This is a genomic window from Microlunatus aurantiacus (assembly GCF_039536605.1).
GTDB classification, from domain to species: Bacteria; Actinomycetota; Actinomycetes; order Propionibacteriales; family Propionibacteriaceae; genus Microlunatus; species Microlunatus aurantiacus.
Genome location: NZ_BAAAYX010000002.1, coordinates 356,743 through 377,322, shown reverse-complemented (window position 1 = coordinate 377,322; position 20,580 = coordinate 356,743). Strand labels below are relative to the sequence as shown.

Here is a 20,580-nt window from a genome sequence, read left to right as displayed (position 1 = left end):
GACCAGGCGGTGCCGAGAGCGTAGAACGTCACGGGATCACCCCCGGAACCGCCGGACGGCTCTGCCTGGTCCTCGAAGGCGTTGCCGCACTGTGAAGCCAGGATGTGCTGTCGCTACCGTCTCACCATGGGCATCGCCACCGAGCTGCTGAGAACCTCGTGGGAGGAGTCGGCGAACCGGCTGGCCCGACGCTGCGAGGGTCTGACCGATGAGGAGTATCTCTGGCCCCCGGCCGCTGACGCGTGGACCGTCAGGCCTGACCCGGAACGACCGGGCCGCTGGACCTACGACTACGACTTCGCGCCACCGCCGCCGGCGCCGGTCACGTCGATCAGTTGGCGACTCGTGCACCTCATCGCCGACAACGAGATCTACTGGGAGTACGCCTTCGGTCCCCGAGCGCGGACCTTCCCTGATCTCGAGGTTCCCAGCACCGCCAGAGAAGCCTTGCAGGACTGGCACAGCAGTCGCCGGCCCGTCAGCGACTGGCTGCGGAGTGCGACCGACGCTGATCTCGCCGAACCCCGACCCAGCCACCTGGGCGATCCGAGAACCGCCGGCGAGGTCGTACGCATCCTGCTCGACGAGCAGGTGCACCACGGCGCCGAGATCGCTCTCCTCCGCGACCTCTACCCCCGGCGCCGAGATCCGCACGCGTCCCCTGGTTGAGGGGTGTCCGCTGCGGCGGGGTTACCCCCCGTGGTGCCCAGCAGTCCCGCGCCCCTGTCCACCAGCGAGACGAGAGCGTGCAAGGTCTCGTCGACGTCGAGATCACTGCTCTCCAACAGTGCGGTTCCGGGGTGCCGGAGCCGATTCGCCGGCCGGAGGTCGGCGGCCAGCGCAACCGGATCCCGGTCCGGTTGAGCTGCGCAGCGAGCGAGGATCACGTCCTCCCGCACCTGCAGGGTCACGTGGTGCACGGACATGTCCCCCAGCGCTGCGACCACCGGCGCCGTGTCCCGCGGATCGAAGACGCTGTTCCCGGTCACGATGACGGTGCGCCAGCCGTGCTGGACCAGAGACCGCACCCACGCGACCGCCTGATCGAGGACCATGGCGTTCCGTTCGTCGCTGTAGGGAAGCTCCCAGAGCGGATCGACGGCCCCGTACAACGAGTCCAGGTCGACGGCAGCCGCAGGGTGACCCCACGCCGCCAGCATGGCGGCGTGACCGACCCGGCAGAGCGTGGTCTTCCCTGTTCCCGAGCTCCCGGCCAGCAGGACGCAGCGAGGTCGGGCAGGTCGGCTGCTCACCGTCGAACAGTAGCCTCGACCGGCGACCGGCGGGTTGTCGTACGCCCTGCTGAGCACGCGCTGCCGAGTACACAGCGAGGACAGCGACGAGGTCGTTCCGCACGTCGGTCGCCGCTGGCCAGCCGGCGGGACTCCGCTCAGGAGATGACGGGCCGTTCGAAGCCCCGAAGGTCGAGGTGACGCTGGAACCAGTCGGGATGGTGAGCCGAGGTGGTGCGCCCCGACAGCATGCGAGTGATCTGGCCGAGTCGTCGTGCGCGAGGTCAGCGGACCGGGCGGTAGACCACCGCGCGGGCAACTCCCTCGGCGGGCCGGATGCTGCCGGTGATCTCACCCTCGTTGTTGAGATCCACGAGATCGCCGTCGGGGTCCACACCGAGCTCGCTCAGGTCGGTGAGCCGTCCCGTCCGCCACAACGCCGGGTGGGAGAGCCCGCTCGGAAGCTGCGCAGTCATCAAGATCTCCCCAGCGTCGTTGATCGCCACCGCATGGCTGGCCTCTCCCCCCAGCGTGCCGAGGTCGGTCCGGCGCTCTCCGCGCCACCGCACGGCGCGCTCCTGCTGGCTCTCGTTGAAGATCCAGCCGATCACGTCCCCGCCCTCGTTGATCCGGTACGTGTTGCTTCGGTTGAAGGCGGCCGCGCTGAGATCGGTCACACCCCGCCCGGGCCGCCACACGCTGGCGTGGAACCCGTCGCTGACCAGCTGACCGCCGGCCACCTGCCGCCGGCTGTTGAGGTCGGAGACGTCGTCCAGCGGAACGTCGCGCGTGCGGCCACGCCACCACAGGGCCGGCCGGTCCGGCCCGTTCCCGTCCGCCGGGCGCTGACCGAGGACCTCACCCCGGTCGTTGATCGCCTTCGCGGAACTGAGGTCACCGGCGGGGATGAACCGCCCGTTGGACCACAACCACCCGCCGGGGGCGTCATCCCGGGTGCCCACGATCTGGCCGCGGTTGTTGATGTCCATGGGTGAGAAGGTCGCACCGAGATCGGTCATCACGCCGTCCTGCCAGACGAAGGCGTGCCAGACGTCCTCCCGGACCTGGGACCGCCCGATGACCGCCCCCCGATCGTTGCTGGCCACCGCATAGCTGCTGGCGCCGCCCAGCGTGCCCAGGTCGACCATCCGGTAGCGCTGGGTCTGGGGCGCGGCGACCGCTGAGGCCGGCGCAGCAGCCAGGGCCAGTGCTGTCGCCGCCAGTGCGGCGAGCACTCGTCGATGAAACATGGGAGCCCTCCTTCCGGGACCACCGATGGTCCCGCTGCCCTACCTACGCCCGGGACCGCTGCTCGGTTGCGAACCGGCAGCCGACGGCGGCGTCGTCGTCGTCGCAACGGAAGCTGTCGCCACCGAGTACGTCAGCGCGGTGAGGTCCGGCGGGTCAGGACCTCCGCCGCAGCAGCGTGACCATGAGGCACACCATGGTGACGAACACGACCAGGAAGACGGCCAGGTCCAGCCAGAACCCGTGCACCGCGGCGCGCAGCGCGAGCACCACCGAGGCCACGCCGAGCGCGCCCGTGAGACCGAGCGTGCTCCGTCGGGCCCGCGCAGCTCTACCGGTCTGCGCTCCACCCCCCAGCCGCGCCATGCTGCGCAGGCTAGTCGCACGCGGGGTCCCCTCGGAGGCTGGCACGATCGGCCTGACACACCTCACCGTCGTCCGGACATCTAGGGAGCATGGGCACCGAAGCGCCGGCCACCGACACCGACCGGGAGACGCGTTTTCGCGAGCTCTACGCGTCGACCTACTCCGACGTCCAGCGCTTCATCCTGCGCCGGGCCCATCCCAGTCACGCCGAGGACGTCACCGCTGACGTGTTCACCGTGGCCTGGCGACGTCTTCACGAGATCCCGGCAAGCCCCGGGGAGGCGAAGGCCTGGTTGCTCGGGGTCGCCCGCCTCACGCTGCAGAACAGCAGCCGAGGTCGCCGGCGCTACGAGGCGTTGGCGGTGCGCATCGCCGAGGACCTTCCCCGACAGGTCGACACCGACGCCGACACCGAGGTGCTCACTCGGCGCCTCGACCTCGCGGTGGCCTGGCCCCGGCTCTCCACCACCGACCAGGAGGCGATCGCTCTGATCGCCTGGGACGGGTTGTCCACCGCGCAGGCGGCGACCGTGGTCGGCATCAGCGCAGTGGCGTTCAGGCTCCGTCTGTCGCGTGCCCGCCGGGCGTTGCGACGACACCTGGACGACTCACCGAGGCCGGGGTCCGGTCAGCCCATCCACCAGCGACAGACCGCCCGGAGAACGCGATGACCAAGCCCCTGATCGATGCCCGCACCGATGCCGCCCTCGCCTCCCTCGATCCTGCTCGCGACGTGGCGGTGTCGGCGGAACGCTACGAATCCACTCTCGCCCGGATCGTCGCCGTCGACGTCACGGAGCCAGCGGACGTGGTCGTACGTCCGCTCCCGCTCACCCGACGGGCGCGACGGCGCCTGGTCGCCATCCCGGCCGGTGCCCTGGCCATTGCGGCCGCCGTCGTGGCCGTGGCCGCGATGGTGGGCGGACAGCCCGCCTACGCGGACTGGACCCCGGTGCCCACCGCTCTGCCCCTGCACGAGGCGGCGGAGGCCACCCGCAGCTGCCTCGCGCACCAGGGCGAGGTGGTCACGTCCGCGGTGGAGCCGTTGATCGCTGACCGCCGTGGTCCGTGGATCTACGTCTTGATCACGACCTCGGCCACCGACGAGGTCTCGTGCCTGATGCCGGAGGACCTGGTCGGCACGTTGCCGTCGTCGGCCGATCGTCGCATGTACGCGGGCGGATCGGGTGATGCGCTCACCGACCCGGTAGCACCTCGGCAGGTCGAGGTCTCGACCTCGACGGCCTCCGCCACCGACGAGGGACTGTTCCTCCTGATCGAGGGGCGGGTGGGTTCCGAGGTGCAGAGCGTGGCAGTCGTCACCGCGACCGGGATGCGGGTCACGGCGTCGGTGCACCACGGCCGCTTCGCCGCCTGGTGGCCCGGCGGTGACACCTCCCCCCGCAACCCCGAGGTGGCCGGGGCCCCCACCTTGGAGGTCACGATGATCGACGGCACGATCGTCACGATGCCCGGCTGAGAGTCTGTCCCACCCAGGTCCAGAAGCGTCTCGCCGCGGGGGCGCTTTTCCGGTCGGTGTGTGCCACCATCGTGAGAGGGGGTCGATCATGGTGCGTTTGCTGCTCGTGGCCAACAAGACGCTCTCCAGCGCCGAGGTGTCTCGCTTCGTCCAGGACCGGATCGCCGCTGGTGACTGCCAGATCACGCTGCTCGTGCCCGCTACCCCGCAACGGGTCCACGCCGGGTCGCGGATGGCGGACGAGATCGCCACGGCGGGTTCGGGTGTCCGAGGGTCCGGTGGAGGCGACAGCGTGGACGACTGGGAGAACGCCCGCACCCGTCTGGAGCGTGGGCTGAGCGATCTCCGCGCGCTCGGCGCGACGGTGGACGGCGAGGTGGGTGACGCCAACCCGGCCAAGGCCATCGCCGAGGTCCTGGGACGCAAGGCCTTCGACGAGGTGGTGCTGTCCACGCTCCCGAAGGGCATCTCGCGCTGGCTCGGTCTGGACATCCCGCACCAGATCCAGCGGAAGTTCCACGTCCCCGTGACGGTGATCAACGCCGAGGGGGCACCGAGGTAGTCAGTCGGCGTCGTGGCCCCCACGGAAGCGACCGCAGCCGACGACGTCCACTGCTGAGCATCACGCACCGACGGTGCCAGGATGCCTGGTATGACGGGCGACACCGACCGCGTCCAGGCCTGGCGGCCCCGCGTGGCGGGGGTGGCCGAGGTGCTCCAGGCGCAGTGGCGGGCGCACACCTATCCCGCGCACACCCACGACACCTGGACCCTGCTCCTGGTCGACGACGGCCTGATCGGTTACGAGCTCGATCGCCACGGGCACGCGGCCGTCCCCCGCCAGGGGATCACCCTGCTGCCGCCCCACGTCGTGCACGACGGCGCCCCGTCCACGTCCCGCGGGTTCCGCAAGCGGGTCGTGTACCTCGAGGAGACCGTGCTCCCGCCGTCGGCGATCGGCCCCACGGTGGACACCCCGCTCATCCTGGACGAGACCTTGCGTCTGGTGACCTCCGACCTCGATCGGGCCCTGGTGCGCGGCGAGGACCTGCACGCCGAGAGCCTGCTCGCCCTGGTGGTCGAGCGCTTGACCTGGCACCTGTCCGGTCGGCCCCCGGTGCCGACCCAGCCCGAGCCGAGGGGGGTGGCGCACCGGGCGCGGGAGATCCTCGATGCCGACCCGTCAGCGGTCACCCGGATCGCCGACCTGGCGGAGGCACTGGGTGTGAGCACGGCACACCTGGTGCGTTCCTTCGCGCGCTCCTTCGGCCTCCCGCCGCACCGGTACCTCCTGGGTCGTCGCCTCGATCTGGCCCGCCACCGGCTGCTGGCGGGACAACCACCCGCCGAGGTCGCCCTGGCCACCGGCTTCTACGACCAGGCGCATCTCGCCCGGCACTTCCAGCGGCTGCTCTCCACCACCCCTGGTCGGTACCGGGCGCACACCTGATGGGCTGATCAACGGCGTACAAGACCGCCGGCCCGGCGACACGATCCACTGTCCCGGTGAACGATGAACCCCTGACCCCGCCGTTCGTGGACAAGATCGCTGTCGTCGTGCGGAACGCCTCGAGGCGTGGCAACGGCTCAACGTGACCGCCTTCCTGATCAGCGGCATCACGGCGGCACACCCCGAGCTCGTCGGAGAGGCCTACGAGGACGCCGATGGTCTTCGTTATTTGCCGCTGCTGGGAGTGCCGGTGCTCATCTTCGAAGCCGACGCCGCGACGCTGGGCACCGCGCGAACCAAGGCCCTGCAGCGAGACCTGTCGCTGGCCGTGTACACCCGGGAGATGTTCGCGACCGGTCACGACGCCGCCAACCGTGCCGCGGTCCGCGCGGTACGGGCCGAGCACCTCGATCTGGTCGGCATCGGGCTGCACGGACCGAAGACCCCGCTGGACAAGATCATCAAAGGTGCCCGGCTGCACCGCTGAGCCGCACGGTGGCGCCCGGCGGTCGGGGAGGTGGGCCGCGTCCCGGGGGCCACGGTCCGGCACTCAGGCGCGGGCCGCGTTCAACCTCGTGGTGACCTCGTCCGGCGAGATCGGCGGTGACCAGAGGTAGCCCTGGGCGAAGTGGCAGCCCAGCGCCCGAGCCCGGTCGAGCTGGAGCGGGGTCTGGATGCCCTCGATCGTCACCTTGAGTCCGACCTGGGCCGCGGCCGAGGCCAACGCGCCCACGATGGCGTCGTCGACCGGCGTGCCCAGCTGCTCGGCGAAGGAACGATCCAGCTTGATCCCGCCCACCGGTAGCCGGATCAGGTCCTGCAGGGCCGACCAGCCTGAGCCGAAGTCGTCGAACCAGACGGTGTAACCCCGGTCGCGGAAGCCGGTCAGCAGCACCAGGCTGGTCCGCAGGTCGTCCGGCCGGGCCGTCTCGGTGATCTCCAGGTCCACCGACGCCGCCGAGATCCCGGCCGCGGATACCGCCGCCTCGACCATGCTCAAGGTGTCGGGCCGGTCCAGGTGGCGGCCCGACAGGTTCACGCTGACCCGGAAGTCGGGTCGCAGCTGCTGCCACCCGGCGAGATCGGCGAAGGCGCGGGCCATCACGGCACGGTCGATGTCCAGCACCAGCTCGCTGCGCTCGGCCAGCGGCAGGAAGCTCGCCGGGCCCTCCACTCTCCCGGACGGCCGGTGCCACCGGGCGAGCGCCTCCACGCCGGTCATCCGGTCGGTGCCGAGGTCCATGACCGGCTGGTACCAGGGGCGTATCTCTCCCGCGGCCACCGCAGCGGCGATCTCCGCCACGGCCTCGTCCGGGACGCCCACCCTCGCCGCGTCACCACCGGGTTGGAGCTGCTCGGCCAGCAACCGGGCCAGCTCGATCAGGATCCGTACCTGCGACGGACCGAGCTGTCGGCTCGCGGGGTCGGCGACGCTCAGCACACCCACGACCCGGCCGCCCACCCGGACCGGCACACCGGCGTACGTGCCCCGCCGGCCCCCGCCCTGCGACGGGCGCGTGCTCGCCGCCGGATCGCTCGTGGCAGGTTCCGCGGACAGGTCCTCGACCACGTGCGGCAGGCCCCTGGCCCAGACGACGGCGTCCAGCTCCGCCACGGCCCCGGTCAGCCCGTCGGGCACCGGCCGCGGCGAGGTCCGCACGACCACCCCTGCAGCCTGCTCGAGCCGGACGCTGCCGAAGCCGGTGCCCAGACACACGGCCGCCAGTCCCGGGAGTCGGCGCACCAGGCGATCGAGCGGGGTCCCGGCGGCGTCCATGCTCGATCAGACCACACGGGTCGGATCAGGTCGGCGACGGTCGCGGCGCGTCGGCTCCGCTCTCAGCCAGGTCGGCCCGGGACCACGATCGACAAAGCGATGACGGCGATCCCGCCGAGGGTGAGCACGGTGATGTCGAAGGGTCGGCTGCGCACCTGGAGCAGACCCGCGTCCCGTCCGGGCAACGCGCCCCGGATGACCGCACCGACCAGCAGCGAGGTCCCGATCACCAGGCAGCCGAGCCGCCAGGTCTGCGCACCGAGGACCGCGATGACGAGACCGAGGACCACCCCGATCAGCACCACGAGCAGCGGCCACAGCCGGGTGCTGCGGCTCGCCGGTCCGGCGTCGCGCGTGGCCACGGGACTCAGATTCCCGGGAGAGACGACCGGGGCCCTCGGACGGACGCCAGGGCCTCGGCCCGCTCGACCACGTTGGTGAGCAGCATCGCCCGCGTCATCGGACCGACCCCGCCCGGCACCGGAGCCACCCAGGAGGCGACCTCCCGGACGCTGGCGTCCAGGTCGCCCGCCAGCCCCGCGTCGGTCCGGGTGATGCCGACGTCGACGCAGACCGCGCCGGGCTTGACCATGTCACCGGTGATCAGGCCGGGGCGTCCGGCCGCGGCCACGATGATGTCGGCGGTCCGGGTGTGCGCGGCGACGTCGACGGTGCCGGTGTGGCACAGGGTCACCGTGGCGTTCTCGCTCTTGCGGGTCAGCAGCAGGCCGAGCGGTCGACCGACAGTGGTGCCACGTCCGATCACACACACCTCGGCACCGCTCAACGCGATCCCGTTGCGACGCAGCAGCTCCACGATGCCGCGCGGTGTGCACGGCAGCGGGGCCGGGTCACCGAGCACCAGCTTGCCCAGGTTCACCGGGTGCAGTCCGTCGGCGTCCTTGTCGGGGTCGATCAGACCCAGGGCCCTGTTCTCGTCCAGCCCCCCGGGCAGGGGCAGCTGGACGATGTAGCCGGTGCAGGCCGGGTCGGCGTTCAGCCGGGCGATCTCGTCGTCGAGCTCCGCCTCGCTCACCGAGGCGGGCAGCTCGACGGCCAGCGACGCGATCCCGACCTGGGCGCAGTCGCGGTGCTTGCCCGCCACGTACGCCTTGCTGCCCGGGTCGTCGCCGACCAGCACGGTGCCCAGACCGGGTGTGACGCCCTGGGCGGCCAGGGCCCGGACGCGCTCGGTCAGGTCGGCCTTGATGGTGGCCGCGAGGGCCTTGCCGTCCAACAGCTGTGCGGTCATGTGTGTCTGTCCTGCCTGGGTTCGTCGCGGCTCAGTGGTAGAAGTGGCGGGCGCCGGTCAGGTACATCGTGACGCCCGCGGCCTGCGCGGCTTCGATCACCTCGGCGTCACGGACCGACCCCCCCGGCTGGACGATCGCGGCGACGCCGGCGTCGATCAGGATCTGCGGGCCGTCGGCGAAGGGGAAGAACGCGTCCGAGGCGGCAACCGAGCCGGCTGCCCGGGTCCCGGCGCGCTCGACCGCCAGCCGGCAGGAGTCGACCCGGTTGACCTGCCCCATGCCGACCCCGACCGAGGCGCCGTCGTGGGCCAGCAGGATGGCGTTGGACTTGACCGCGCGGCAGGCGCGCCAGGCGAACTCGAGGTCCGCCAGCACCTCCGCCGACGCGGGCTCCCCGGAGACGAGCTGCCAGTGGTCGGCCGCGTCGTGGTCGGCGTCGACGGTGTCGACGGCCTGCATCAGCATCCCGCCGGAGATCCCCCGAGTCTCGATCCCGCCACGTTCGGCGGGGTCGACGACCAGGATGCGGATGTTCTTCTTGGCCTGCAGCACCTCGACCGCGCCGTCCTCGTACGCCGGCGCCGCGATCACCTCGGTGAAGACCTCGGCGACCTGCCGGGCCATCGCCACGCTGACCGGCCGGTTGGTGGCGATCACGCCACCGAAGGCGGACACCGGGTCGCAGGCGTGCGCCCGGGCGTGGGCCTCGGCGATGTCGGACCCCACGGCGATGCCGCACGGGTTGGCGTGCTTGATGATGGCCACGGCCGGGGCGTCGAAGTCGTAGGCGGCCCGCCGCGCGGCGTCGGTGTCGACGTAGTTGTTGTAGGACATCTCCTTGCCGTGCAGCTGCGACGCGGTCGCGAGCCCACCCGGGAAGGCGCCGTCGACGTAGAGCGCCGCCCGCTGGTGCGGGTTCTCCCCGTAGCGCAGCACGGCGCCCTTGTCCCAGCTGCTCCCCACCCAGCGCGGGAAGCCGGTGCCGTCGCTGGTGTCGGTGACGACGTTGCCCATCCAGGACGCCACGGCGATGTCGTAGGTGGCGGTGTGCACGAACGCCGCGGCGGCCAGCCCCTGGCGCTCGGCGAGAGTGAACCCGCCGTGGGCCAGCGCCGACTGCAGCCGGCCGTACTGGTCGGGTGAGGTGACCACGGCGACCGAGGCGTGGTTCTTGGCCGCCCCGCGGACCATCGAGGGCCCGCCGATGTCGATCTGCTCGATGGTCTCGTCCTGACCGGCGCCGGCCATCACCGTGTCGACGAACGGGTAGAGGTTGGACACCAGCAGGTCGAACGGCGCGATGCCCAGCTCGTCCAGCTGGGCCCGGTGCGACTCGAGGCGTGTGTCGGCCAGCAGCCCGGCGTGCACGAACGGGTGCAGGGTCTTGACCCGACCGTCCAGGCACTCGGGGAAACCGGTCAGCTGCTCCACCTGGATGACCGGGACGCCCGCCTCGGCCAGGGTCCGGGCGGTCGAACCGGTGGAGACGATCTCGACGCCGGAACCGGCCAGCGTCAGTCCGAGCTCCACCAGCCCGGTCTTGTCGTAGACCGAGATCAGCGCGCGCTTGATCGGTCGCCGGTCGTTGTCCGTCGTGCTCATGGGTGTCTCGTCCTGTCGGTGATCGGGTGAGTTCGGGATGGGGGTCGGGGTGGTGCGGTCAGGGTGGTGCGGTCAGGTCCAACGGACCCGGCGGCCGTCGGCCCGCCAGGTCCGGGTGGCCAGTCGATGGGTCGTCTCCACCAGCAGCCGGCGCTCCACGACCTTGATCCGCTCGTGCAGGCTCTCAACGGTGTCGTCGTCCTCGACCGGCACCGCCGCCTGGTCCAGGATGGCGCCGGTGTCCACCCCGGAGTCCACCAGGAACACGCTGGCGCCGGTCACCTTCACCCCGTACGCCAGGGCGTCCCGGGGTCCGTGCATCCCGGGGAAGGACGGCAGCAGGGCCGGGTGGGTGTTGATGACCCGGCCACCGAACGTCGTCAGGAAGGCCGGTCCGAGGAGCTTCATGAAGCCGGCGCTGACCACCAGATCCGGACGGTGCTCGGACACCCGCTCGGTGAGCGCGGCGTCCCACGCGTCCCGGTCGCTGCCCTTGACGTACGGGTGGACGAAGCTCGGCACCTGGTGGTCGGCGGCCCGGTCGAGACCGGCGATACCGTCCCGGTCCGCCCCGACGGCCACCACCTGGGCTCCGTACGCGGGGTCGGCGCACGCGTCGAGCAGGGCCTGCAGCAGGGTCCCCGAACCGGACACGAGCACGACCAGGCGTGCGGGACCGGCGAGGTGGGAGGGCACGGGCGCCACCCTACCGAGCCGCGACCGGACCGCTGGTCTCAGCCGATCTGCTGCGTCGGCTCGTCGGCTCCGTCGATCGGCGTACGCGATCCCGGGCGAGACCCGGTGGGAGCCGGGGACCGCCGCCGCGTGACCGGTGCGGTCAGCTCGTCGCCGTCGTCGGCGTCGTCGGTGGTGCCGCCGGCACCGGGCTCGCCGCCGGCCCCCGGCACCCGGGCGTCGATGACCTCGGTGTCCTCGGCGGCGGCACCCGTGCCACCGCCGACACCGCTGTCGGTGTCGGTGCGGGCGGTGCTCGTGGCGTCGGTGTCGGTGTCGGTGGTGTTCGTCTCGGTGTCGGTGGTGTTCGTCTCGGTGTCGGCGCCGCGCCGGGACCGGTTCCGCCGGGGGCGCCGCCACAGACCCAGCACCAGCCCGCAGATCGCCCCGGACAGCCCCATGGTCGAGGTGGCCATCACCAGCACCGGCAGCAGCTGGGGGCCGAGCCCGGACAGCAGGTCCCTGCCGAGGTCCCCGCTGGACAACCAGGCGACTCCGGCGAACGCGACACCGGTGAGGACCCCGGAGAGTCCACCGACCAGCGTGGTCTCGTCGAACCGCGCGGTGGGGCGGGCCAGCACCACCAAGGTGGCGGCGACGGCACCCGCCGCCACCCCCAGGGCCAGCCACCACAGGTGCGACACCCCCCCGGGTCCCACATCGGGCACGGCGGTCAGCAGCGGGATGGACGGCAGCAGACCGAGCTCGGTGGCCGCGGGAGACACCAGCGAGCCGTTGCCCAGGGTGAAGCCGGGGCCGATGGCGTACGACGCCGCCCACACGACGGCGTTCGGGGCGTAGGCGAGCTGACCCACCAACAGGACCACGTTGCCGACGACCCCCGCGTCGAGGCTGTCGATCATGGTCGTCAGTCGCTCACGGTTGGCCGCCAGCCCGGTGGCCAGCACCGCCGCCCCGCCGGCGATCATCAACAGCAGCGCTGCGGCGACGGCCCGGGGGATGGCCCGCGACCAGGAGGGCCAGGTGTCGGTCGGCCAGCTGTCCCGGGCCCGGCAACAGCCCCAGGCGGCCGACGCCGCCACGACGACGAGCATCACCGTCCCGGCACGCAGCGCCGCCATCGGACCGCCCGCCAGCAGACCGACGGCGAGCAACGGCACCAGGTAGCCGAGCGTCGTGACGATGCACACCATCGGGATCACGGTCGGCGACTCCGCGCTGCCGAGCCGGGCCGCGTACCCCGCCGCGCGCGAGATCACCCACGCCACCAGCAGGGTCACGGTCCACGGGATCAGGGTGACCGACGCGGCACCGAGGGTGGCTCCGCCGCCGTTGGCCAGCAGCCACAGCTGGGTGCCGACGCCGAGCGCCTGGGTCAGGGTCCCCGGCTCGGCCGCGAGCCAGGCCACCACCACCAGGCCGGTGACCAGGACCCAGCCGCAGACGGCGCTGAGCACACCGGCACCGGCGGCCAGACCCAACCAGGCGACGGTGGGGAGCTCGGGGCGCTCTCCGGACCCGAGGACGACGGTCGGCTCGGTCGCGGCGAGAGCGATGTCGCCGCGATCCCGGCGCGGTGACAGCAAGGAAGCCATAGCGCTCCCATGCTCACCCAGAGCGTCCTCGCGACCCCTCCGGACACGCCCACGCCGGGTAAAGTCATCGTGTTTGTGCGGTACTGCGCGGGTCGCGGACCGCTAGGCCAGCGAGCAGGAGTCCACATGTCTGACGAGCCCCCGGCGTACCGGCCGCGACGCGCGTGGCGCGCCGAACCGGTCGACGACAGGGAGCCGACGACCCCGAGCGAGGACAGCGACGACAGCACGTCGACCGCGGCGACGGACACCCCCGAAGCCGACGACGGCGAGCCGGGTGCAGGCGGGCCGGGTCCTGACCCGGTCAGCACCGACGACCCCGACGCAGTCGGCTCCGACGACCCGGAAGCGGTTGTTCCCGAGGACGCGGACGCCGGTGTCTCCGACGACCCGGACCCGGACGTTCCCGACCACGCTGACGGCGCCGAGGGCACCAGTCCCACCACCGACGACGACGACGCACCCCCGCCGCTCTACCGCGACGAGACGACCGCGTCCGGCTCCGAGACCCCTCCGGAGTCGGCGGCACCGGACCGGTCCGACGAGACGACCATCCTGAGCCGGGCCCGGGAGCGCAAGCGCGCCCAGGCCACCCGGGACTCCGACGAGACCACGCTGCTGCCCCGCACCGCCGGCGGCGGACGGGTGCGGCACCGCACCGAGGAGGTGGACGACGAGGACGACCTCGAGATCGACCCCAAGGCGGACCGTCGCCGGCTGCTGCTGCTGGTCGGGGCCGTGGCCGTGGTCGCCATCCTCGGTCTGGTCGCCGGCTACGCGATCATCACGACCACACGCCAACCCATCGCGGCCCCCGGTCCCTCCACGACCGCCGGCCCGACCGATCCCGGAGCCAGCCCCGGCACCAACCCGTCGGATCCCGCCGGCACCGCCCTGATCACCGACGCCTTGATGTTGTCGCCGTCGCAGGCCGGGACTATCGACAGCAAGCGCACCTGGAAGGTCGCTCTCACCCAGCGCGGCACCTCGGCGGACTCCCCCAACCACCCGGCCTGCCTGGCCACCGAGGCGACCGAGGGCGCACCCACCCCCCAGCAGACGGTCCTGCGGCTGCTGAGCAGCAACGGCGCGGACGCGCCGGCGGCGCTGCACCAGGCGACGTCCTACCCGACGACGGAGGAGGCTGCGCAGGCGTACGCGTACGCCGCCCGGTCGTTGGGCGACTGCGCGATGACCGGCGGCTGGATCTACGAAGGTCACCTGATCGGTGGGGTCGGCGACCAGGCCGTCGGGGTGACCGTCCAGGTGCTCGACGGCAGCACCACCGAGTTCCGGACGGTGGCGCTGACCCGGACCGGTCGGATCCTCGACGTGATCGACGTGGCCAAGCCGGACAAGGCCGTCACGGCCAAGCGGGTGGCCGAGGTCGCCGGTGCCGTGGTCGACACCCAGTGCCAGGCGGCCGGCGGGGCCTGCTCCGACGAGCCGGAGGCGATGGACGGCCCGCCGCCGTTGGGTGGCGACCAGCCGGGCTTCCTGGCCTCGGGCGACCTGCCCCCGATCGGCCCGGACCTGGCCCGGTGGGCGGGGACGACGCCCGGTGAGCCGGATCCCGACCTGCTGCGCGGGAGCGGTTGCGAGACCGTGGACTGGTCCGAGGTCGAGGCCGAGTCCCGCAGCCACCGGACCTACCTGCTCTCGGACAGCAGCAGCCGCTTCGGGCTGGACGAGGTGGTGATCACCGCCGAGAGCGACAAGGCCGCCACGAAGCTGGCCGAGAAGGTCCGGGACGACTGGAAGGACTGCAGCAAGCGGCAGCTGACCGCCACCGTCGGTTCGCTGACCGACGTCTCCGGTCCGGGAGCGAAGAGCGTCGACGTCACCGGATGGACCACCGAGGTCAGCCAGAAAGCCGATGCGGCGACCACGAAGTACCGGGTGGGCATCGTCGCGGCCGGCCCGAAGGTCGCCTTCCTGTTCCTGAACCCGCAGGCTGACACCGACGTGACCGACGACCAGTTCGACGTGATCACCCTGCGCGCCGGTCAGCGCGCCAGCCAGGTCAACTGACCGACGTCATCCCGGAGAACCGGCTGCCGCGCCGGGTTGGGGGCTGCGTGGTCCGGTGGGTGCCGGTCGACCGGTGCCCGCGGTGCGAGCGACGAACCGGTCAGCGGACGCGACCGAGCCGCACCAGGGCCAGCAGCAGGGCGGCCAGGGACTCGTTGTCGGTGATCTGTCCGGAGGCCAGCAGCCCGGGCAGCTCGGTCAACGGCACCGTACGGAGGCCGGTGATGCCCTCGACGGTCTGCTCCGCCCCGTCGACCCGGTGCAGCCCGGTGGCCAGCACCACCTGCCCCGGAGCGTTGCTGACCCCGTTCAGCGAGTGGACCGGACCCAGGTCGACCAGGGAGTCGGCGGCGAGCCCGGTCTCCTCCCGCAGCTCGCGGCAGGCCGCGACCAGGGTGTCCTCGCCGTCGGTGCCACCCGCCGGCACCTCCAACGACCGTCCGACGGTGTAGCGCTGCACGTCGATCAACACGACCTCGTCCGCCTCGGTGACCGGGACCACGAAGACGGCGGGCGAGCGGACCTCGACCACGCCGTAGGTGCCCGGCTGGCCGTCGGGTCGCAGCACCGCGTCCTCGCGGACGCGGATCCACGGGTTCTCGTACGCGATCCGGCTCCGCAGCGTCTGCCAGTGAGCCACCGGCGTCCCTCTCCCTCTGTCCTGGGGTCCTGGAGTGCCCGAGAACCCGCTGACGCCCCCTTTCACCACGCGACGCACCCCAGGCAGCGGGGGCGTCGGCGAGCGAAAGGGGGCGTCAGCGAGGTCGTGCCTGTCGTCCTGCGGGCGTCAGCCGCGCGTCATCAGCTGCCGCATCAGCTCGGCGGTCTCGCTCGGTGTCTTGCCGACCTTCACCCCGGCGGCCTCGAGGGCCTCCTGCTTGGCCGCCGCGGTGCCCGACGAGCCGGACACGATGGCGCCGGCGTGGCCCATGGTCTTGCCCTCGGGGGCGGTGAAGCCCGCCACGTAGCCGACCACCGGCTTGGTCACGTTGGCCTTGATGTACTCGGCCGCCCGCTCCTCGGCGTCGCCCCCGATCTCGCCGATCATCACGATCGCGTCGGTGTCGGGGTCGTCCTGGAAGGCCTGCAGCGCGTCGATGTGGGTGGTGCCGATGACCGGGTCGCCACCGATGCCGACGGCGGACGAGAAGCCGATGTCGCGCAGCTCGTACATCATCTGGTAGGTCAGCGTGCCCGACTTGGACACCAGACCGATCCGGCCGGCCTTGGTGATGTCGGCGGGGATGATCCCGGCGTTGGACTGTCCGGGCGAGATCAGACCGGGGCAGTTCGGGCCGATCAGCCGGGTCTTCGATCCCTGGGACAGGGTGAAGAACTCGGCGCTGTCCTTGACCGGGACACCCTCGGTGATCACCACGGCCAGGCCGATCTCGGCCTCGATCGCCTCGACCACCGCGCCCTTGGTGAACTTGGCCGGGACGAAGATCACGGTGACATTGGCACCGGTGGCCTCGATGGCCTCGCCGACCGAGTTGAACACGGGCACCGAGCCCTGCTCGAACTCGACCTGCTGACCGCCCTTGCCGGGCGTGACCCCGCCGACGACGTTGGTGCCGGAGGTGAGCATCCGCTGGGTGTGCTTGCGGCCCTCGGAGCCGGTCATCCCCTGGACGATGACCTTGGACTCGGAATTCAGAAAGATCGCCATGTCAGTTCGCCCTTCAGCCTGCAGCCAGCTCGGCGGCCCGGCGGGCCGCTCCGTCCATCGTGTCCACCTGTTCGAGCCCCGGCAGGGCCGCGTCGGTGAGGATCTGACGACCCAGCTCGGCGTTGTTGCCGTCCAGCCGGACGACCAGGGGGACGTCCACGTGCTCGTCCTTGGCACCCAGCAGCTCGAAGGCCTGGACGATGCCGTTGGCCACCGCGTCGCACGCGGTGATGCCGCCGAACACGTTGACGAACACGCTCTTCACCTGCTCGTCGCTGATGATGATCTCCAGGCCGTTGGCCATCACCTCCGCGCTGGCGCCGCCGCCGATGTCGAGGAAGTTGGCGGGCTTCGGCGACCCGGCGAACTCCTCACCCGCGTACGCCACCACGTCCAGCGTGCTCATCACCAGACCCGCGCCGTTGCCGATGATGCCGACGCTGCCGTCGAGCTTCACGTAGTTGAGGCCCTTGGCCTTGGCCGCGGCCTCCAGCGGGTCCTCCGCGGACTTGTCGGCCAGCTCGGCGTGGTCGGCGTGCCGGAACTCGGCGTTCTCGTCCAGCGACACCTTGCCGTCGAGGGCGACGATCCTGCCCTCGGCGGTCTTCACCAGCGGGTTGACCTCGACCAGGGTGGCGTCCTCGCCCTCGTAGACCTTGCCGAGGAGCTGCAGCACGCGGGCGATCTCGACCGCGTCGTCACCGTCGAACCCGGCCGCGGCGACGATCTCGTCGGCCTTGGCCTGGTCGATGCCGATGTTCGGGTCGACGGGAACGCGGGCCAGCGCCTCGGGCCGCTCGACGGCGAGCTGCTCGATCTCCATGCCGCCCTCCTTCGAGCACATGGCGAGGTAGCTGCGGTTCGCACGGTCGAGCAGCAGGGAGAAGTAGTACTCCTCGGCGATGTTCGCCCCTTCGGCGATCATCACCTTCTGCACCACGTGGCCCTTGATGTCGAGGCCGAGGATCTCGCGGGCCTTGTCGGCCGCCTCCTCCGGCGACCTGGCCACCTTGACGCCACCGGCCTTGCCACGACCTCCGGTCTTGACCTGTGCCTTGACCACCACGACCGGGCTGCCGATCTCCGCCGCCGCGGCCGACGCCTCCTCCGGGGTCACGGCGGTGATGCCGCGCAGCACGGGGACCCCGTGTTTCTCGAAGACGTCTCTCGCCTGGTACTCGTACAGATCCACTCTCTGGCCTCCATGTCCGTGTACGCCCCGTGCGACCCGTTCCAGGGCGCGGCACGAGGGCGTCGTCGCTGGCGTTCGGGCCTGAGCCTAGTGGTTGCGGCCGGACGTCCGTCGTGGGCGTCCGGTGTCCAGGTGCGTCGATCGCCGGGCCGACGAGGGAGGGATGCCCAGTCGCATCGCGACCGAGGAGAACGCAGCGAGGCGCGTGCCTGGGCACCGGACCTGCGGACCACTGGGCCCTAGCGGTCGGCGCTGCTCACGTTCTGCCGCACCCAGGCCACGATGTCGGCCATGGTCGCCCCGGGGGTGAACACGTGCGCGACCCCCATCTCCGCCAGCTCCGCACGATCGGCCGCCGGGATGATGCCGCCCCCGAAGACGACGATGTCGGACGCCTCCGCCTCGGCCAGCTGGTCGACGACCCGGCGGAACAGGGTGAGATGAGCCCCGGACAGCACGGACAGCCCGACCGCGTCGGCGTCCTCGGCGAGTGCCGTGGCCACGATCTGCTCGGGCGTCTGGTGCAGACCGGTGTAGATGACCTCCATCCCGGCGTCGCGCAGGGCACGGGCGACCACCTTCGCCCCGCGATCGTGGCCGTCCAGACCCGGCTTGGCCACCACGATCCGCAGTGGCCGCACGGCGACCGGGGTCTCGTCCTCGCCTCGACGTCCGGCAGCGCCCTGATCGGGTCCTGACGGTTCCGCACCGGCGTCGGTAGGCACGCCCCGAGCATATCGACCCCGGATCGGCGGGTGAGAGAGGTAATCTTCTTGCGTGCTCGGACCCGCCATCGGAGGCATTTCACGCGTCCTGACGCGCGACGTGCCCCGGATGGCCACGGGGATGGCCCGCGAAGCCGGCTGGGTGACCGCGCACCTGATGGCGTACCCGCTCGGGTTGCTGACCGAGCCGAGCGCGAAGGCCGATCGGCACACGCTCGGCGGGCTGAGCCCCCAGCAGCGCGGTCTGGTGCACTATGCCGTCGACGCAGCCGCCACGCCCATCCTCCTGGTCCACGGGATCGTGGACAACCACACGATCTTCTCCTCGCTGGAGCGCGCGCTGCGGCGTCGGGGCTTCACCGACCTCTCCTCGTTCGACTACGGCGTCTTGACCAGCGACGTCCGCGCCACCGCCGAGGACCTCGCCACGGCTATCGAGAAGCTGGTCGCGGAATCCGGCTACGAGAAGGTCCACGTCATCGGGCACAGCCTCGGCGGTCTGATCACCCGCTACTACGTCCAGCGGATGGGCGGTCACGAGCGGGTGCACACAGTGGTCACCCTCGGCACGCCGCACCGGGGCACGGCCCTGGCCCGCGCCGGCTCGCTGCTCCCCCTGATCCGGCAGCTGCGGCCCGACTCCGACCTGATCGCCGAGCTCGACGAGCCGGCCCCGGACTGCGACACCCGGTTCATCGCCTTCCACAGCGACCTGGACCAGCTCATCCTCCCGAGCCGGAACGCCCGGATCGACCACCCGGACCTGCGGGCCCGCAACGTCGCGGTCCACGGCATCGGACACATGTCGTTGACCAACGACGGCGGCATCGCCTTCCAGATCGCCGCCGCCCTGGCCCACCTCGACGAGCGGGTGGGGCTCGACCCGCACGAGACCACCGTGGCCGGCTCGCTGGTCGACTGACCGGAGCGCTGTCGGCGCCCGAGGAGTCTGCTCCGAGACCTGCGGACTGCCACCGCCGGCGGGTACGCTGGACCTCGCGCGTTGCGTGGTCCTCGGGGGCGGACCGACGGTTTGAGCTTTGGTTATCAGTCCGTTATCTTCGTCACATCCACGGGACCGACCGCAGGCGTCTCCAGGGGATCCGATGAGGGGAGCGAGCCGAGTGGCATCGCAGCAGGCTGAGCGCCGTGGTTGGTTCTCCCACGGTCTCGCCGCGCTCGCCATCTCCGCTCTCGGGCTCGCGGTCGCCGGGTCCGTCTCGCTGACCACCAGCGCCGAGCCGATGGCCGCGCCGGCTCCCGCCGCCACCACCGTCCAGACCGACCCGGCCGGCGCCGTCCTGGCCGGCGGCACGGCCCCGGGCAGCACAGCGGGCGGCGGCACCGTCCCGGGCACCCCGGCCGCGCAGCCGAGCGAGACCCTGCCGACCGATCCGGCTCTGGTCGCCTTCACCCGTCCGCTGTCGGTCGTCGACACCACCCGCAGCGTCCGACTGCAGGCGGCCGTGGTGAAGGAGCGGGCCGCTCAGCGGTCCGAGGAGCTCGCCAAGTCCGCCGAGGCGGCGACCCAGGCCGCACGGGACGCGGGGGGAGCAGCCCGGAGCCAGGAGCTGGCGACGAACCAGCGCGCCACCCGTGAAGCGGCGGTGAAGATCGCCCAGGAGCGGTTGGCCGAGGCCGTCCGCAAGCGGGTGGCCGCGGAGACGGAGCGCCAGGGCATCCAGACCACCGACCCGGTCACCACGACGACCGGCGGCACGGACCTGTCCGTCTCGGTCGCGGCCGGTGGCGGCAGCGCCTCACCGGTGCCGGGTGCCGTGATCGGCGCTCACTTCGGTCAGTACGGCTCCTGGTCCCGCTACCACACCGGTCTGGACTTCCGGGCCAGCTACGGCACCCCGATCAAGGCGGTGGCCGACGGTGTCGTGGTCTACGCCGGCAACAGCGGCGACTGGGCCGGCAACCACATCGCCATCCGGCACGCCGGTGCGCTGACCTCGATGTCCTCCCACATGTCCTCGATGGCGGTCAGCGCCGGGCAGTCCGTCAAGGCCGGGCAGACCATCGGGTACGTCGGCAGCACGGGCCGGTCCTTCGGGCCGCACCTCCACTTCGAGCTCTACCCCGCCGGGGTCCGGTACGGCGACGTCTACCGTGCCGTCAACCCGGTCCCGTGGTTGCGGACCATCGGCGTCGACGTCAACTGAGACCGCCAGCGGCGGACCGAGCCCCATCGCCATGGGTGCCCGATCACCTAGCAGACCACCGGGTCACCGCTGCCGGAGATCCTCCCCGCCCGACGT

22 protein-coding genes are annotated in these 20,580 nt (G+C 71.8%); 9 read left to right on the top strand and 13 right to left on the bottom strand.

Features of this window, described 5'->3' with window-relative positions:
• Positions 1-126: 126 nt before the first annotated feature.
• Complete coding sequence (locus ABD714_RS01900) at positions 127-669, top strand: DinB family protein (protein ID WP_344810566.1); 543 nt, start codon at positions 127-129, stop codon at positions 667-669.
• Here ABD714_RS01900 and ABD714_RS01895 read toward each other — a convergent pair.
• From ABD714_RS01895 to ABD714_RS01885, 3 genes are all read right to left on the bottom strand, one after another.
• Positions 630-1,253, bottom strand: coding sequence for a P-loop nucleotide/nucleoside kinase family protein (locus ABD714_RS01895; protein ID WP_344810565.1), 624 nt, complete (start codon positions 1,251-1,253; stop codon positions 630-632). The genes ABD714_RS01900 and ABD714_RS01895 overlap by 40 nt on opposite strands.
• Positions 1,254-1,516: 263 nt before the next feature.
• Positions 1,517-2,482: a hypothetical protein gene (locus tag ABD714_RS01890; protein WP_344810564.1), complete on the bottom strand. Its 966-nt coding sequence runs from the start codon at positions 2,480-2,482 to the stop codon at positions 1,517-1,519.
• Positions 2,483-2,636: 154 nt separating this feature from the next.
• Positions 2,637-2,846, bottom strand: a complete 210-nt coding sequence (locus ABD714_RS01885; protein WP_344810563.1) for a hypothetical protein — start codon at positions 2,844-2,846, stop codon at positions 2,637-2,639.
• Positions 2,847-2,935: 89 nt separating this feature from the next.
• Here ABD714_RS01885 and ABD714_RS01880 point away from each other — a divergent pair, with 89 nt between their 5' ends.
• From ABD714_RS01880 to ABD714_RS01860, 5 genes are all read left to right on the top strand, one after another.
• Entirely contained in the window at positions 2,936-3,517 is a 582-nt protein-coding gene (locus tag ABD714_RS01880; protein WP_344810562.1) for an RNA polymerase sigma factor, read from the top strand.
• Entirely contained in the window at positions 3,514-4,326 is an 813-nt protein-coding gene (locus ABD714_RS01875) for a hypothetical protein (protein ID WP_344810561.1), read from the top strand. The genes ABD714_RS01880 and ABD714_RS01875 overlap by 4 nt, the downstream gene beginning before the upstream one ends.
• A gap of 88 nt (positions 4,327-4,414) precedes the next feature.
• On the top strand, positions 4,415-4,888 hold the full coding sequence (locus tag ABD714_RS01870) for a hypothetical protein (protein ID WP_344810560.1): 474 nt from the start codon (positions 4,415-4,417) through the stop codon (positions 4,886-4,888).
• A gap of 90 nt (positions 4,889-4,978) precedes the next feature.
• Positions 4,979-5,776, top strand: a complete 798-nt coding sequence (locus ABD714_RS01865) for an AraC family transcriptional regulator (protein WP_344810559.1) — start codon at positions 4,979-4,981, stop codon at positions 5,774-5,776.
• A gap of 142 nt (positions 5,777-5,918) precedes the next feature.
• Complete coding sequence (locus ABD714_RS01860; RefSeq protein ID WP_344810558.1) at positions 5,919-6,263, top strand: DUF2000 family protein; 345 nt, start codon at positions 5,919-5,921, stop codon at positions 6,261-6,263.
• 63 nt (positions 6,264-6,326) lie between these two features.
• Here ABD714_RS01860 and ABD714_RS01855 read toward each other — a convergent pair whose 3' ends face one another.
• The 6 genes from ABD714_RS01855 to ABD714_RS01830 all read right to left on the bottom strand — a co-directional run bounded on the left by ABD714_RS01855 (position 6,327) and on the right by ABD714_RS01830 (position 12,699).
• Positions 6,327-7,553: an EAL domain-containing protein gene (locus ABD714_RS01855; RefSeq protein WP_344810557.1), complete on the bottom strand. Its 1,227-nt coding sequence runs from the start codon at positions 7,551-7,553 to the stop codon at positions 6,327-6,329.
• Positions 7,554-7,615: 62 nt separating this feature from the next.
• Entirely contained in the window at positions 7,616-7,915 is a 300-nt protein-coding gene (locus ABD714_RS01850) for a DUF3017 domain-containing protein (RefSeq protein WP_344810556.1), read from the bottom strand.
• Positions 7,916-7,920: 5 nt separating this feature from the next.
• The gene (locus ABD714_RS01845) at positions 7,921-8,805 is read right to left on the bottom strand and encodes a bifunctional methylenetetrahydrofolate dehydrogenase/methenyltetrahydrofolate cyclohydrolase (protein ID WP_344810555.1); all 885 of its coding nucleotides are present in this window, start codon (positions 8,803-8,805) and stop codon (positions 7,921-7,923) included.
• Between the two features lie 31 nt (positions 8,806-8,836).
• A complete protein-coding gene (gene purH / locus ABD714_RS01840; RefSeq protein WP_344810554.1) occupies positions 8,837-10,408 on the bottom strand; it encodes a bifunctional phosphoribosylaminoimidazolecarboxamide formyltransferase/IMP cyclohydrolase in 1,572 nt (523 codons plus the stop codon).
• Between the two features lie 72 nt (positions 10,409-10,480).
• Positions 10,481-11,113 (bottom strand): phosphoribosylglycinamide formyltransferase, encoded by a 633-nt coding sequence (gene purN, locus ABD714_RS01835; RefSeq protein WP_344810553.1) that lies wholly within the window; start codon positions 11,111-11,113, stop codon positions 10,481-10,483.
• Between the two features lie 29 nt (positions 11,114-11,142).
• Entirely contained in the window at positions 11,143-12,699 is a 1,557-nt protein-coding gene (locus ABD714_RS01830; protein WP_344810552.1) for a cell division protein PerM, read from the bottom strand.
• A gap of 126 nt (positions 12,700-12,825) precedes the next feature.
• Between ABD714_RS01830 and ABD714_RS01825 the strand changes: the two genes are divergently transcribed.
• Positions 12,826-14,730: a hypothetical protein gene (locus ABD714_RS01825; protein ID WP_344810551.1), complete on the top strand. Its 1,905-nt coding sequence runs from the start codon at positions 12,826-12,828 to the stop codon at positions 14,728-14,730.
• A gap of 100 nt (positions 14,731-14,830) precedes the next feature.
• On the opposite strand, the gene ABD714_RS01820 is transcribed toward ABD714_RS01825, so the two are convergent.
• The 4 genes from ABD714_RS01820 to ABD714_RS01805 form a co-directional block, all read right to left on the bottom strand.
• A complete protein-coding gene (locus ABD714_RS01820) occupies positions 14,831-15,370 on the bottom strand; it encodes an NUDIX domain-containing protein (protein ID WP_344810550.1) in 540 nt (179 codons plus the stop codon).
• Positions 15,371-15,517: 147 nt separating this feature from the next.
• Complete coding sequence (gene sucD, locus ABD714_RS01815) at positions 15,518-16,399, bottom strand: succinate--CoA ligase subunit alpha (RefSeq protein WP_344810549.1); 882 nt, start codon at positions 16,397-16,399, stop codon at positions 15,518-15,520.
• Positions 16,400-16,412: 13 nt separating this feature from the next.
• On the bottom strand, positions 16,413-17,591 hold the full coding sequence (gene sucC, locus ABD714_RS01810) for an ADP-forming succinate--CoA ligase subunit beta (RefSeq protein WP_344810548.1): 1,179 nt from the start codon (positions 17,589-17,591) through the stop codon (positions 16,413-16,415).
• 239 nt (positions 17,592-17,830) lie between these two features.
• Positions 17,831-18,316, bottom strand: a complete 486-nt coding sequence (locus tag ABD714_RS01805; RefSeq protein ID WP_344810547.1) for a cobalamin B12-binding domain-containing protein — start codon at positions 18,314-18,316, stop codon at positions 17,831-17,833.
• A gap of 109 nt (positions 18,317-18,425) precedes the next feature.
• Between ABD714_RS01805 and ABD714_RS01800 the strand changes: the two genes are divergently transcribed.
• Both ABD714_RS01800 and ABD714_RS01795 read left to right on the top strand, forming a co-directional pair.
• Positions 18,426-19,238 (top strand): esterase/lipase family protein, encoded by an 813-nt coding sequence (locus tag ABD714_RS01800; protein ID WP_344810546.1) that lies wholly within the window; start codon positions 18,426-18,428, stop codon positions 19,236-19,238.
• A gap of 202 nt (positions 19,239-19,440) precedes the next feature.
• Positions 19,441-20,484: a M23 family metallopeptidase gene (locus ABD714_RS01795; protein ID WP_344810545.1), complete on the top strand. Its 1,044-nt coding sequence runs from the start codon at positions 19,441-19,443 to the stop codon at positions 20,482-20,484.
• The last annotated feature ends 96 nt before the right edge of the window (positions 20,485-20,580 follow it).